The sequence below is a fragment of the uncultured Amnibacterium sp. genome, assembly GCF_964245895.1.
In the GTDB taxonomy this organism is placed as follows: domain Bacteria; phylum Actinomycetota; class Actinomycetes; order Actinomycetales; family Microbacteriaceae; genus Amnibacterium.
The window spans coordinates 1-13,486 of record NZ_CAXTOQ010000092.1; the positions used below are offsets into that span (position 1 = coordinate 1).

General features: G+C 71.6%; 12 protein-coding genes. 2 read left to right on the forward strand and 10 right to left on the reverse strand.

All coding sequences use genetic code 11. The features are described 5' to 3' along the window. Window positions 1-859, forward strand: an 859-nt coding sequence (locus ACFE60_RS12495) for a glucose-6-phosphate dehydrogenase assembly protein OpcA (protein WP_375389186.1), incomplete at its 5' end; no start/stop codon positions are given. Then, window positions 856-1,635, forward strand: coding sequence for a 6-phosphogluconolactonase (pgl, locus tag ACFE60_RS12500; RefSeq protein ID WP_375389187.1), 780 nt, complete (start codon window positions 856-858; stop codon window positions 1,633-1,635). The genes ACFE60_RS12495 and pgl, both read left to right, overlap by 4 nt. Before the next feature lie 19 nt (window positions 1,636-1,654). Here pgl and ACFE60_RS12505 read toward each other — a convergent pair whose 3' ends face one another. From ACFE60_RS12505 to uvrA, 10 genes are all read right to left on the reverse strand, one after another. Next, entirely contained in the window at window positions 1,655-2,023 is a 369-nt protein-coding gene (locus ACFE60_RS12505) for an RNA polymerase-binding protein RbpA (RefSeq protein ID WP_375389188.1), read from the reverse strand. Between the two features lie 33 nt (window positions 2,024-2,056). After that, a complete protein-coding gene (gene secG / locus ACFE60_RS12510) occupies window positions 2,057-2,305 on the reverse strand; it encodes a preprotein translocase subunit SecG (protein ID WP_375389189.1) in 249 nt (82 codons plus the stop codon). 117 nt (window positions 2,306-2,422) lie between these two features. Continuing rightward, window positions 2,423-3,217: a triose-phosphate isomerase gene (gene tpiA, locus ACFE60_RS12515; RefSeq protein ID WP_375389190.1), complete on the reverse strand. Its 795-nt coding sequence runs from the start codon at window positions 3,215-3,217 to the stop codon at window positions 2,423-2,425. Beyond that, the gene (locus ACFE60_RS12520) at window positions 3,214-4,416 is read right to left on the reverse strand and encodes a phosphoglycerate kinase (protein WP_375389191.1); all 1,203 of its coding nucleotides are present in this window, start codon (window positions 4,414-4,416) and stop codon (window positions 3,214-3,216) included. Before ACFE60_RS12520 ends, tpiA begins: the two co-directional genes overlap by 4 nt. Before the next feature lie 18 nt (window positions 4,417-4,434). Then, entirely contained in the window at window positions 4,435-5,439 is a 1,005-nt protein-coding gene (gap, locus tag ACFE60_RS12525; protein WP_375389192.1) for a type I glyceraldehyde-3-phosphate dehydrogenase, read from the reverse strand. Window positions 5,440-5,524: 85 nt separating this feature from the next. Beyond that, window positions 5,525-6,148 carry a superoxide dismutase gene (locus ACFE60_RS12530; protein ID WP_375389193.1) on the reverse strand — a complete coding sequence of 208 codons (624 nt, stop codon included), beginning with the start codon at window positions 6,146-6,148 and terminating at the stop codon, window positions 5,525-5,527. A 346-nt stretch (window positions 6,149-6,494) separates the two neighbouring features. Then, the gene (gene whiA, locus ACFE60_RS12535; protein ID WP_375389194.1) at window positions 6,495-7,472 is read right to left on the reverse strand and encodes a DNA-binding protein WhiA; all 978 of its coding nucleotides are present in this window, start codon (window positions 7,470-7,472) and stop codon (window positions 6,495-6,497) included. Between the two features lie 144 nt (window positions 7,473-7,616). Next, on the reverse strand, window positions 7,617-8,552 hold the full coding sequence (gene rapZ, locus ACFE60_RS12540; RefSeq protein WP_375389195.1) for an RNase adapter RapZ: 936 nt from the start codon (window positions 8,550-8,552) through the stop codon (window positions 7,617-7,619). Window positions 8,553-8,596: 44 nt separating this feature from the next. Then, window positions 8,597-10,546, reverse strand: coding sequence for an excinuclease ABC subunit UvrC (gene uvrC / locus ACFE60_RS12545; RefSeq protein WP_375389196.1), 1,950 nt, complete (start codon window positions 10,544-10,546; stop codon window positions 8,597-8,599). Window positions 10,547-10,577: 31 nt separating this feature from the next. After that, window positions 10,578-13,463: an excinuclease ABC subunit UvrA gene (uvrA, locus tag ACFE60_RS12550; protein ID WP_375389197.1), complete on the reverse strand. Its 2,886-nt coding sequence runs from the start codon at window positions 13,461-13,463 to the stop codon at window positions 10,578-10,580. Between the last annotated feature and the right edge of the window lie 23 nt (window positions 13,464-13,486).

The window sequence follows — 13,486 nt, forward strand, 5'->3', positions numbered from 1 at the left end:
CATCAGCGCGGAGAGCGGCGCCGCCGAGGAGGCGATCCGGACCGCGAACGACGCGTCGCGGGAGCACCCGATGCGCGTCATCGTGGTCGTCCACGAAGCCGGCGGTCCGGACGCTCCGCCCCGCGTCGACGCGCAGATCCGCGTCGGCGGCGACGCGGGCGCGAGCGAGGTCGTCATGCTCCGCGTCTGGGGTCCTGCCGGCGCCGACGAGGAGGGCCTGGTCACCGGGCTGCTGCTGCCCGACGCGCCGGTCGTCGCGTGGTGGCCGGGCGCGGACGTGCCCGACGTCGTGGCGGAGTCGCCGCTCGGCCGGATCGCGCAGCGGCGAATCACCGACGCCTCCGCGCAGCCCGACCCGCAGCGCGCGCTCGACCACCTCGCGGCGACGTTCCGCCCCGGCGACAGCGACTTCGCGTGGACCCGGCTCACGCTCTGGCGGGCGGTCCTCGCCGCGGCGCTGGACCAGCCGCCCTACGAGTCCGTGGAGGCGGTCGAGGTGTCCGGCGCCGTCGACTCCCCCTCGACGGAGCTGCTCGCCGCCTGGCTGCGGCTCGCGCTGGACGTGCCCGTGACCGTCGTCCTGTCCGACCGGTCGACCGGCTCCAGCGGCATCCACGGCGTGCGGCTGCTGCGGGCCTCCGGTCCGATCGAGCTCGAGCGGGCCGTCCCCGACGTCGCGACGCTCTCCCAGCCCGGCCAGCCGAGGCAGGACGTTTCGCTGCCCAGGCGCGGTCTGCGAGACTGCCTCGCGGAGGAGCTGCGGCGCCTCGACCCCGACGACCTCTACGGGCAGGTGCTCACGGAGGGGCTCGCCGGCTTGGACCGCGGCCTCGCCGCCACCTCGACTGGAGGACTGTGACCAACGAACGCCGTGTGCTCGTCCACCCAGACGTCGATGCGCTCATCGCGGCGGTGGCGGCCAGGTTCCTCACGAAGCTGACCGACCTGCTCGACGAGTACCACGACGTCAACGTGGTGCTGACGGGCGGGACCGCGGGCGGCACGGGCGTGCAGCGCGCGATCGCCACGTCGCCGATGCGCGGCGCGATCGACTGGAGCCGGGTCCACTTCTGGTGGGGCGACGAGCGCTTCGTGCCGAAGGCGGACGGCGAGCGCAACGAGGTGCAGGCCCGCGAGGCGCTGCTCGACCACATCCCCGTGCCGCCGCAGAACATCCACCCGTTCCCCGCCTCCGACGAGATCCCGGACATCCAGCAGGCAGCCGACCGCTACGCGGAGGAGCTGCGGGCGCATGCGGATCCCGCGCTGCGGCTCACCGTGCCCCGCTTCGACATCGTGTTCCTCGGCGTCGGGCCGGACGGGCACATCGCGTCCCTGTTCCCGGAGCACGACGTGCGGCTCAACGACGACCGGCTCGTGGTCGCCGACGAGAGCTCGCCGAAGCCGCCGCCTCGGCGGCTGAGCCTCACGCTGCCGGTGATCAACAGCGCTCAGCGCATCTGGCTGGTGCTGTCCGGCGCGGAGAAGGCGTCGGCGCTCGGGCTCGCGCTCGCCGGCGCGTCCGCGATCGAGGTGCCCGCCGCGGGCGCGCAGGGCCGTCGTCGGACCGTGTTCTTCATCGATCAGGACGCGGCGCAGGACGTGCCGCAGAACCTCATCGCCTCCAGCTACTGAGCCGGGGGCGTCGAGCGGCTCAGCTGTCGGCGCTGATCTTGCCGCGCCGGATGCGCAGCTGCTTCAGCGCGTCCTCGAGCAGGTCGGCCGCCTCCTCGTCCGTGCGGCGCTCCTTCACGTAGGCGAGGTGCGTCTTGTACGGCTCGTTCTTCTGGACCGACGGCGGGTTCGCCTTGTCCCGGCCGGCCGGCAGCCCGCTGGACGGGGAGTCGATCGTCGCCGGGATCTCGTCCGCGGGCAGGTTCGCCGCGAAGTACCGCACCGTCTCGTTGCCGAGGGCGTCCCAGTAGGACACGGCGACGCGCTCGGCGTGATGCCCGTGGTCCTGCTCGCCCATCGGTCCCGCTCCGACGCGGGAGCCGCGGATCGCACTGCCGCCAGACGCCATGTGTGCTCGTTCCTGTTCGTGTCGCGAGGGCGCTCAGGCGCCGGTGAAGCGGGTGATGAGGCCGAGTAGGACGATGCACGCGAACCACACCAGGCCGAGGACGACCGTGATGCGGTTCAGGTTCCGCTCCGCGACGCCCGATGCGCCGAGGCTCGAGGTGACGCCGCCGCCGAACATGTCGGACAGCCCGCCTCCGCGGCCCTTGTGCAGCAGGATCAGCAGGGTCAGCAGCACGCTCGTGACCGCGAGGACCACGAGCAGGACGGCCTTCAGAATGTCCATCCGGTCCTCCTCATGTGTGCCAAGCAGCCGGTTCTCAGCCGCGGCAAGTATACCCGGGCGCGCGACAGCGGCCGGAAGGCGCCGTCCGGCGCGGTGGACGGGCAGGACGAGGGCGCGCTAGACGCCCACGTGCTTCGGGAAGCGGGCGATGCCTGCGAACTCGGTCGGGTCCAGGCTCGCGCCGCCGACGAGCGCACCGTCGACGTCGGGCTGCCGGAGGAAGCCGGCGATGTTGCCGCTCTTCACGGAGCCGCCGTAGAGGATGCGCGTCGCGGCCGCGTCCTCCTCGGTCAGCGCCTCCGCGATCGCCGCGCGGATCGCCGCGCCGACCTCCTGCGCGGTCTCGGGGGTGGCGACCTTGCCGGTGCCGATCGCCCAGACCGGCTCGTACGCGACGACGACCGGCGTGCCTGCGGCGACGCCGGCGAGGGCGGCCTTCGTCTGCGCGACCGGGACGGCGCTCGTGCCGTGCTGCTCGAGCTCCGCCTCGGTCTCGCCGACGCAGATCACGGGCACGAGGCCGTGCCGCACGGCGGCCAGGACCTTCGCGTTCACGACCTCGTCGGTCTCCCCGTGCCCCTGCCGCCGCTCGGAGTGGCCGACGAGGACGTAGGAGCAGTCGAGGGCCTTCAGGAAGGCGCCCGAGATGTCGCCCGTGTAGGCGCCAGAGTCCTTCGGCGAGAGGTCCTGCGCGCCGAACGCGAGGTCGAACCTGTCCGCGTCGATCAGCGTCTGCACGCTGCGCAGGTCGGTGAACGGCGGGAACACCGCGACCTCGACGCCCTTCGGGTCGTAGGCGGCGTCCTTGAGGGTCCAGGCCAGCTTCTGGACGAGCGCGATCGCCTGGAGGTGGTCGAGGTTCATCTTCCAGTTGCCGGCGATGAACGGCCTTCGGTCTGCTCCGGTCGTCATGCGTCCCTCTCCCAGCCGAGCACCTGCAGGCCCGGCAGATCCTTGCCCTCGAGGAACTCGAGGCTCGCGCCGCCACCGGTCGAGATGTGCCCGAAGCGGTCGTCGCCGAAGCCGAGCGAGCGCACGGCCGCAGCCGAGTCGCCGCCGCCGACGACCGACAGCCCGTCGACCTCGGTCAGGGCCTCCGCGACGCGCTTCGTGCCCGACGCGAACGCCGGGAACTCGAACACGCCCATCGGCCCGTTCCAGAACACGGTCCGCGACCGGGCGATGACGCCGGCGAACGCCTCCGCGGTGTCCGGGCCGATGTCGAGCCCGATGCCGTCGGCACCGAAGGCGGACGACTCGATCGCATCGGCAGCGACCGTCTCGTGGTCGGCGTCCGCCGCGAACGCGGCGGCGACGACGACGTCGGTCGGGACCAGCAGGGTCACGCCGAGGGACTCGGCCCGCTGCAGGTACTCCTGCACCCGCGGGATCTGGTCCTGCTCGAGCAGGCTCCTCCCGACCGCGAAGCCCTTGGCCGCGAGGAAGGTGAAGAGCATCCCGCCGCCGATCAGCAGCGCGTCGACCCGCGGCAGCAGGTGGTCGATGACGCCGAGCTTGTCGCTGACCTTGGAGCCGCCGAGGACGACGGCGTAGGGCTTCTCGGGCCGCTCGGTGAGCCGCTCGAGCACCGACAGCTCGTCGGCGATCAGCAGACCGGCCGCGCTCGGCAGCACCTGCGCGAGCTCGTAGACGCTCGCCTGCTTGCGGTGCACCACGCCGAAGCCGTCCGAGACGAACGCGCTGCCGTGCCGCGCGAGGGCCTCGGCGTACTCGCGTCGCTCCCCCGCGTCCTTGCTCGTCTCGCGCGGGTCGAACCTGAGGTTCTCCAGCACGGTGACGGCGCCGGAGCCGGGCTCCGCCTCGCCGGCCGTGCCGGGGACGAACTCGACCTCGCGGTCCAGCAGCTCGCCGAGCCGCTTCGCCACCGGTTCGAGGCTGTACCTCGGGTTCGGAGCGCCGTCGGGGCGGCCGAGGTGCGAGAGCACGGTCACCGAGGCGCCGGCGCCCAGCAGGCGGTCGAGGGTGGGGACGCTCGCGCGCACCCGGCCGTCGTCCGTGATCTCCCCGTCCTTCAGCGGGACGTTGAGATCGCAGCGGACGACGACGCGGGTGCCGGCGAGGTCCCCGAGCGAGTCGAGGGTGCGCAGCATCGGACGGGGCCGGGTCGGCTAGAGCCGGGCGGCCACGTAGTCGGTCAGGTCGACGAGGCGGTTGGAGTAGCCCCACTCGTTGTCGTACCAGCTGGACAGCTTGACCTGGTCCCCGATCACCCGGGTGAGCTCCGAGTCGTACAGCGACGAGTGCGGGTCGCCCACGATGTCCGCCGACACGATCGGCTCGTCGACGTACTTGAGGATGCCCTTCAGCGGACCCTCCGCCGCCTCGCGGTAGACCGCGTTGATCTCGTCGATCGACGCCGACTTGCCGGCCTTGACGGTGAGGTCGGTGACCGAGCCGACGGGGACCGGCACGCGCAGAGCGAAGCCGTCGAGCTTGCCCTTCAGCTCCGGCAGCACCAGCCCGATCGCCTTCGCGGCCCCGGTGGAGGTCGGGATGATCGACAGCGCCGCGGCGCGGGCGCGACGGAGGTCGCTGTGCGGGCCGTCCTGCAGGTTCTGATCGGCGGTGTACGCGTGCACCGTCGTCATCAGGCCGCTGACGATGCCGAAGGCGTCGTTGAACACCTTCGCCAGCGGCGCGAGGCAGTTCGTGGTGCAGGAGGCGTTCGACAGGATGTGCATCGTCGCGGGGTCGTACGAGCCCTCGTTGACGCCCATCACGAACGTGCCGTCCTCGCCCGAGGCGGGCGCGGAGATGATGACCTTCTTCGCGCCGGCCGCGATGTGCTTGCGCGCGTCGTCCGCCTTGGTGAAGCGGCCCGTCGACTCGATCACGACGTCGACGCCGAGGTCGCCCCAGCCGAGCTGCGCCGGGTCGCGCTGCTCGAGCACCTGCACCGGCTTGCCGTTCACGACGATGGTGTCGCCGTCGACCTGGACCGACTCCTTCAGCACCCCGCCCGTCGAGTCGTACTTCAGGAGGTGAGCGAGCGCCGTGTTGTCGGTCAGGTCGTTCACCGCCACGATCTCCAGGTCGCTGCCCTTGGCGAGCGCGGCCCGGAAGTAGTTGCGGCCGATGCGGCCGAAGCCGTTGATGCCGACGCGAGTCGTCACTGTTCCTCCGAGATCAGGCGCACCGGACGGCGCGCGCAAGTGGTCGTCGGGGCCTGCTCGCCGAGGGAGGCGGCGGGCGCCTCGGTCACGGTACCAGCAGGCCCGCGGTCTGCTTCTGGGCGGTGGTGAAGCGCTCCTGCACGTTCGACCAGCTCACGATGTTCCAGAACGCCTTCACGTAGTCGGCCCGGACGTTCGCGTAGTCGAGGTAGTAGGCGTGCTCCCAGACGTCGAGCAGGAGCAGCGGGATGGTGCCCGCCGGGAAGTCCTGCTGCTGGTCGTGGTACTGCAGGACGATCGGGCGCTGCCCGATCGAGTCGTAGACGAGCGCCGCCCAGCCGGAGCCCTGCACGCCCATCGCGGCCGCGGTGAAGTGCGCCGTGAACTTGTCGAACGACCCGAAGGAGTCGTCGATCACGGCGGCGATGTCGCCGGTCGGCCGGTCCCCGCCGTCCGGCGAGAGGTTCGTCCAGAAGATCGAGTGGTTGACGTGACCGGCCAGGTTGAACGCCAGGTCCTTCGTCAGCTTGTTCACGTTCGCGAGGTTGCCGCTGTCGCGGGCCTCGGCGAGCTGGTCGAGCGCGATGTTCGCGCCCGTGACGTACGCCTGGTGGTGCTTGTCGTGATGCAGCTCCATGATGCGGGCGCTGATGCTCGGCTGGAGCGCGGCGTAGTCGTAGGGAAGGTCGGGCAGGGAATACACGGGCATTGCAGCTCCTCCTTGACGTTCGCCGACGAGCCTATGACCGTCGGCCGAGCGCATGCTGCGCACGGGCTCGCAACCGCTGGGCCGGCGGCGTATGCCCGGCAGGCCCCCCGCATTCCGTCTGCAGGTCCGTCTGCAGGACGGCGGACGGTGCGCAGGACGAGCACGGCGGCGCCGTCCTGCACACGGCACCGTGACCTGCACCTGGCACGTCGACCGGGTCGCGCGGGCGGCGCTCCAGGAGCGACAACGGTGCGTCGATCAGGAACCGGCATCGGGTTCAGGACGGGAACGGCGCATCCGTCCTGAACGGCGTACCGGACCCTGAACCGCGTACGGCAGGGCCCGGTCAGCCGTCGATCTCGGCCGGGACGGCGGCCTCCGTGTTCGGGATGCCCTCCTCGATCGCGCGCTTGTCGGCGAGCGCGAGGAGGCGGCGGATGCGGCCGGCGACGGCGTCCTTCGTCATCGGCGGGTCGGCGAAGTGGCCCAGCTCGTCGAGGCTGGCCTCGCGGTGGTCCAGGCGCAGCTGGCCGGCGTACCGGAGGTGCTCGGGGATGGTCGGCCCGAGGATCTCCAGCGCGCGCTCGACGCGGGCGCACGCGGCGACCGCGGCCTGGGCGCTGCGGCGCAGGTTCGCGTCGTCGAAGTTCACCAGGCGGTTCGTGTTCGCCCGGACCTCGCGCCGCTGACGCAGCTCCTCCCAGTTGCGCACCGAGCGGCGGGCGCCCATGTGGCCGAGCATCTCGCTGATCGCCTCGCCGTCGCGGATCACGACGCGGTGCACGCCGCGGACCTCGCGGGCCTTCGCCTGCACCGAGAGCCGGCCGGCCGCGCCGACCAGCGCCATCGCGGTCTCGTTGCCGGGGCACGTGACCTCCAGCGCCGCCGAGCGGCCCGGATCGGTCAGGGAGCCGTGGGCGAGGAACGCGCCGCGCCAGACGGCCTCGATCTCGTCGGGCGAGCCGGTGGTGAGCCGGTTCGGCAGGCCGCGGATGGGGCGGCGGCGCGCATCGAGCAGGCCGGTCTGGCGGGCGAGCGTCTCGCCGCCGTCCACGACCCGCACCAGGTAGTGGCTGTTGCGCCGCACGCCGGAGGCGGACAGCACGGTCATCTCGCTGCGGACGCCGTACAGCTCGCTGAGGTCGCGGCGCACGCGCCGGGCGAGCTGCGGGGTGTCGAGCTCCGACTCGACCGCGATGCGGCCGGAGATGAGGTGCAGCCCTCCGGAGAACCGCAGGATCGTCGCCAGCTCCGCTGCCCGGACGGACGTCTTCCCGACGTCGACCTGGGTCAGCTCGTCCTTCACCTCAGCAGTCAGTGCCAATGCCCGCGACTCCCCGTCTCTCCCCCGGCGTTCCCCGCCCGTGATCGCACCGAATCGGCGCCGGATGGGTGACGACGTGGGGAACAGTGTCGCATCCGAACCCGGTGCGCGCACACCGGGCGCCGTACGGGACGACGCCCGAGGTCACTCCCGGCCGAGGTCGCGGTGCTTGATGCTGATGGCGACGCCGGGCTGCGCGGCGATGAGGTCCGCGATGCGCTCGACGACCGCGACGGAGCGGTGCTTGCCCCCCGTGCAGCCGATCGCGATGGTCGCGTGGCTCTTGTTCTCGCGCTGGTAGCCGGCGAGCACGGGACGCAGCGCCTCCGCGTACCGCTCGACGAACTCCAGGGCTCCCGGCTGCCCGAGCACGTAGTCCCGGACGTCCTCGTCCTTGCCCGTGTGCGCCCGCAGCTCGGGGACCCAGAACGGGTTCGGCAGGAACCGGGCGTCGGCGACCATGTCCGCGTCCGTCGGGACGCCGTACTTGAAGCCGAAGCTCGTCAGGGTGACCCGGACTCCCGGCGTCTCGTCGTCGGCGAACAGCTCGTTGATCGCCGTCGCGAGCTGGTGGATGTTCAGCTCGGACGTGTCGATGATGATGTCGCTCTGCTCGCGGACCGCGGCGGTCATCTCCCGCTCCGCGGTGATGCCGTCGAGGATCGTGCCGCTGCCCTGCAGCGGGTGCGGCCGGCGCACGGCCTCGAACCGGCGCACGAGCGCGGCGTCGTTGGCCTCGAGGAAGAGCAGCCGCAGCTCCGGGCCGTCGCCGGACGCCTTCGCGGCGTCCTGCAGCTCGGTGAGCAGCTGCCCGCCGCGCACGTCGACCACGACCGCGATCCGGGCCAGCCGCTCGTCGGAGTGCCCGGCCAGGTCGAGCAGCGGCCGCAGCATCTGCGGGGGGAGGTTGTCCACGACGTACCAGCCGAGGTCCTCGAGCGCGTTGCTCACGGTGGATCGGCCTGCACCCGCCATCCCGGTGACCACGAGCACGCGGCGGGTCGTCGGGAGGTCTGCAGCGTCTTGACCTGCGCGGCCTGGCACTGCGGAGGCGTCGGCCTCGGGCGTGGGGTCCGTCATGACGGGAACGGTCTCCGTGAGCGTCGATGTGCGATGCGGCAAGCCTAACCGGGCACCGCGGCGGCGGACGGCGCCTCGGCCTCCTCCTGCGCATCCTCCTGGGCGCCCTCGTCGCCCTGGTGGAGACGTTCGACGACGGCCGTCGCGAGCACGCGGCCGAATCCGGGGACGTCCGCGACGTCCTCGGCCGTGGCCTGCCGCAGCCGCGCGACCGAGCCGAAGTGCTTGAGCAGCTGCTTCACCCGCGACTCCCCGAGACCCGGCACCTCCGCCAGCTGCGAACCGATGTCGCGCTTCCTGCGGATCCGCTGGTGGGTGATGGCGAACCGGTGCGCCTCGTCGCGCAGGCGCTGCACCAGGAAGAGCGCGTCGCTGTTGCGCGGCAGGATCACCGGGAAGTCGCTGCCCGGCTGCCACAGCTCCTCGAGGCGCTTGGCGATGCCGGCCAGGCCGATCCCCGTCACGCCGGCGTCGTCGAGCGCCCGCTGCGCCGCGGCGACCTGCGGCTGCCCGCCGTCGACGAGCAGCAGGTTCGGGCGGTAGGCGAAGCGCTCCCCCTGCACCGTCGGCGCGCTGTCCTCGTCCGCGAGGTGCGCCAGGCGGCGGCTGAGGACCTGGTGGATGGAATCGGTGTCGTCCGTCGTCTCCGCCACGTTGAAACGCCGGTACTGGTCCTTGCGCGGCAGCCCGTCCTCGAACACCACCATCGACGCGACGACGTTCGTGCCGCCGAGGTGGGAGACGTCGAAGCACTCGATCCGCAGCGGCGCGTCGGGCAGCCCCAGCGCTTCCTGCAGGTCGGTGATCGCCTGCGACCGGGCGGTGAAGTCGGCGCTGCGCCGCGTCTTGTAGAGCATCAGGGCGTGCGCGGCGTTGCGGGCGGCGGTCTCCGCCAGCTGCGCCTTCTCCCCGCGCTCCGCGACGTGCAGCCGGGTGCGGCCGCTGCCCCGCAGCCCCTCCGACTCCCGCCCGGCCGCACGCCGCTGGGACAGCCAGGTCGCCAGCTCGTCCGCGTCGTCGGGCAGCTCGGGCACCAGGACCTCGCGGGGCGGGTGCACGTCCTCGTCGTACGCGTTCCGCAGCACGGTCTCGACGAGCTCGCCGAGCGGGACGTCGAGCTCCTTGTCGACGACCCAGCTGCGCGTGCCGCGGATGCGGCCGCCGCGCACGATGAACTGCTGCACGCTCGCCGCCAGCTCGTCGTCGGCGATGCCGAAGACGTCGGTGTCGACGTCGTCCCGCAGCACCACGGCGCTCTTCGAGAGCGCCGCGTCCATCGCGCCGATCGCGTCGCGGAGGCGGGCGGCCTCCTCGAAGTTCAGCGCGGCCGACGCCTCCTGCATCCGCTTCGTCAGGTCGCTGCGGAACCGCTGGTCGCCGCCGCCCATGAACGTCGCGAGGTCCTCCGCGAGGGCGTGGTGCGCCTCCTTGGGGATCCTGCCGACGCACGGCGCCGCGCACTTCCCGATGTCGCCGAGCAGGCACGGCCTGCCGGTCTGCTCCGCCCGCCGATAGGTCGTCTCGGAGCAGCTGCGCACCGGGAACACCTTCAGCATCAGGTCGAGCGTCTCCCGGATCGCCCAGATCTTCGTGTACGGGCCGAAGTACTTCGCGCCCTTCAGCCTCCGGTTCCGCGTGATCAGCACCCGCGGCACCTCGTCGCCCAGCGTGATGGCGAGGTACGGGTACGACTTGTCGTCGCGGAACTGCACGTTGAACGGCGGCGAGAACTCCTTGATCCAGCTGTACTCCAGCTGGAGCGCCTCGAACTCCGTACCGACGACCGTCCACTCGACGCTCGCGGCGGTGAGCACCATGCGGCGGGTGCGGTCGTGCAGCGCCCGGAGGGGCTGGAAGTAGTTGCTGAGCCGGGCGCGGAGGTTCTTCGCCTTACCGACGTAGAGCACCCGGCCCCGAGGGTCGCGGAACCGGTACACGCCCGGCGAGACGGGGATCTCCCCCGTCCTCGGCCGCCAGGAGACGGTCTCGGCCATCAGGCGCCGCTGCTCATCGAGCCGCCCGCGGTCACGCGCTCGCGGCCAGCGCCGCCTGCGGCAGGACCTCGGCGAGGAACCGGCCGGTGTGGCTGTCGGGGTGCTCCGCGATCCGCTCGGGGGTGCCCTCGGCGACCACGGAGCCGCCGCCGGCCCCGCCCTCCGGCCCCATGTCGACGATCCAGTCGGCGGACTTGATGACGTCGAGGTTGTGCTCGATCACGACGACCGTGTTGCCCTTGTCGACCAGGCCGTTCAGCACCTGGAGCAGCTTGTGCACGTCCTCGAAGTGCAGCCCGGTGGTCGGCTCGTCGAGCACGTACACGCTGCGGCCGTTCGTGCGCCGCTGCAGCTCGGTCGCGAGCTTCACGCGCTGCGCCTCGCCGCCGGAGAGGGTGGTCGCGCTCTGCCCGAGCCGCACGTAGCCCAGCCCGACGTCGACGAGCGTCTTCAGGAACCGGTGGATCGCGCTGATCGGCTCGAAGAACTCGGCCGCCTCGGAGATCGGCATGTCGAGCACCTCGGCGATGTTCTTGCCCTTGTAGTGCACCTGCAGGGTGTCCCGGTTGTAGCGGGCGCCGTGGCACACCTCGCACTGCACGTACACGTCGGGCAGGAAGTTCATCTCGATCTTGATCGTGCCGTCGCCCTGGCAGTGCTCGCAGCGGCCGCCCTTGACGTTGAAGCTGAACCGGCCGGGCAGGTAGCCGCGCGCCTTCGCCTCCACGGTCTCGCTGAACAGCGTGCGGACGCGGTCGAAGACGCCAGTGTAGGTCGCCGGGTTCGACCGCGGGGTGCGGCCGATCGGCGCCTGGTCCACGTGCACGACCTTGTCCAGGTCCTCCGTGCCGGTGACCCGCTTGTGCTTGCCCGGCACCTTCCTCGCCCCGTTCAACCGGTTGGCGAGCACGCGGTACAGGATGTCGTTCACCAGCGAGCTCTTGCCCGATCCGCTGACCCCGGTGACCGCGGTCATCACGCCGAGCGGGAAGCCGACCGTGACGTCGCGCAGGTTGTTCGCGGAGGCGCCGACGACCTCGATGCGGCGCTTGCGGTCGATCTTGCGGCGCTTCCGCGGCACCTCGATCGCGCGCCGGCCGGCCAGGTAGTCGCCGGTGATGGACGCGCGCTCCTCCAGCAGGCCGTCGTAGTCGCCGGAGTGGACGACCGCGCCGCCGTTGATGCCCGCGCCGGGACCGATGTCGACGATCCAGTCGGCGGTGCGGATGGTGTCCTCGTCGTGCTCGACGACGATCAGGGTGTTGCCGAGGTCGCGCAGCTTGACGAGCGTGTCGATGAGCCGGCGGTTGTCGCGCTGGTGCAGACCGATGGACGGCTCGTCCAGCACGTACAGGACGCCGGTCAGCCCCGACCCGATCTGCGTGGCCAGGCGGATGCGCTGCGCCTCCCCGCCGGACAGGGTGCCCGCCCCGCGGGACAGGGTCAGGTAGGTCAAGCCGACCTCGAGCAGGAACTCGAGTCGCGCCCGGATCTCACGCAGGACCTGCGCGGCGATCCGCGCCTGCCGGTCCGTGAGCACGACCGTCTCCATGAACTCGGCGGCGCCGGCGATCGAGATGTCGGCGACGTCGGCGATGCTGCGGCCGTCCACGAGCACGCTGAGCACCTCGGGCTTCAGCCGCTTGCCGCCGCACACCGCGCACGGGACCTCGCGGAGGTACTCCGCCCAGCGGGCACGCTGCACGTCGGTCTCGGCCTGCAGCCAGTTGCGCTCGAGGTACGGGATCACGCCCTCGAAGCCCTGCGTGTACGACATCTCGCGGCCGTAGCGGTTCTTCCACCGCACCCGCACCTCGAAGTTGTTGCCCTGCAGCACCGCGTCGCGCACGTCCTCAGGCAGCGCCTCCCACGGGCTGTCGAGGGAGAAGCCGAGGTCCCTGGCGAGACCGGACAGCATCCGGTCGTAGTAGTTGTAGAGCTGCTTGCCCTGGTTGCTCCACGGCACGATGACGCCCTCGCGGATGGACAGCGACGGGTCGCCGAGCAGCAGGTCGGCGTCGACCGCCATCCGCGTGCCGAGCCCGGAGCACTCGGGGCAGGCGCCGAAGGGGGCGTTGAAGGAGAAGGTGCGCGGCTCGATCTCGCTCAGCTGGATCGGGTGGTTGTTCGGGCAGGACAGCTTCTCGGAGAACGTGCGCCAGGCGGCGGGGCCCTCCTCGTCGACGAAGTTGACCTGCACCAGCCCGTCGGTGAGCGAGAGGGCGGTCTCCAGCGAGTCGGTGAGCCGGGTCAGGCCGTCGGGGCTCGCGACGAGCCGGTCGACGACGACCGCGATGTCGTGCTTGAACGACTTCTTCAGCGGCTTCGCGTCGGCCAGCTGCAGCGTCTCGCCGTCGACGACCGCGCGGCTGTAGCCCTTCGCCTGCAGCTCCTTGAAGAGATCCTGGAACTCGCCCTTCTTCTGCTGCACGACCGGGCTGACCACCTGGAAGCGGGTGCCCTCCGGCAGCTCCATCAGCTGGTCGGCGATCTGCTGCACGGTCTGGCTGGCGATGACCTCGCCGCAGATCGGGCAGTGCGGGACGCCGATGCGCGCCCACAGCAGGCGCATGTAGTCCCAGATCTCGGTGATCGTGCCGACGGTCGACCGCGGGTTGCGGTTCGTGGACTTCTGGTCGATCGACACCGCGGGCGACAGCCCCTCGATGAAGTCGACGTCGGGCCGGTCGACCTGGCCGAGGAACTGGCGGGCGTATGCGGACAGCGACTCGACGTACCGCCGCTGCCCCTCCGCGAAGATCGTGTCGAAGGCGAGCGACGACTTCCCGCTGCCCGACAACCCGGTGAAGACGACGAGGGAGTCCCGCGGGATCTCCACATCGACGTTCCGGAGGTTGTGGACCCTCGCCCCCTTGACGCTCAGCTTGGGGCTGCTTCCCACCCTCGAGATCGGCACCCGGAAAGGATAGGGAGGGGTTC

Bases quoted from the DNA above. Each gene is read 5' to 3' on its own strand.
- ACFE60_RS12530 (WP_375389193.1), bottom strand. From the start codon at position 6,148: ATGCCCGTGTATTCCCTGCCCGACCTTCCCTACGACTACGCCGCGCTC.
- rapZ (WP_375389195.1), bottom strand. From the start codon at position 8,552: ATGACGGACCCCACGCCCGAGGCCGACGCCTCCGCAGTGCCAGGCCGC.
- ACFE60_RS12520 (WP_375389191.1), bottom strand. From the start codon at position 4,416: ATGCTGCGCACCCTCGACTCGCTCGGGGACCTCGCCGGCACCCGCGTC.
- tpiA (WP_375389190.1), bottom strand. From the start codon at position 3,217: ATGACGACCGGAGCAGACCGAAGGCCGTTCATCGCCGGCAACTGGAAG.
- secG (WP_375389189.1), bottom strand. From the start codon at position 2,305: ATGGACATTCTGAAGGCCGTCCTGCTCGTGGTCCTCGCGGTCACGAGC.
- ACFE60_RS12505 (WP_375389188.1), bottom strand. From the start codon at position 2,023: ATGGCGTCTGGCGGCAGTGCGATCCGCGGCTCCCGCGTCGGAGCGGGA.
- uvrC (WP_375389196.1), bottom strand. From the start codon at position 10,546: ATGGCCGAGACCGTCTCCTGGCGGCCGAGGACGGGGGAGATCCCCGTC.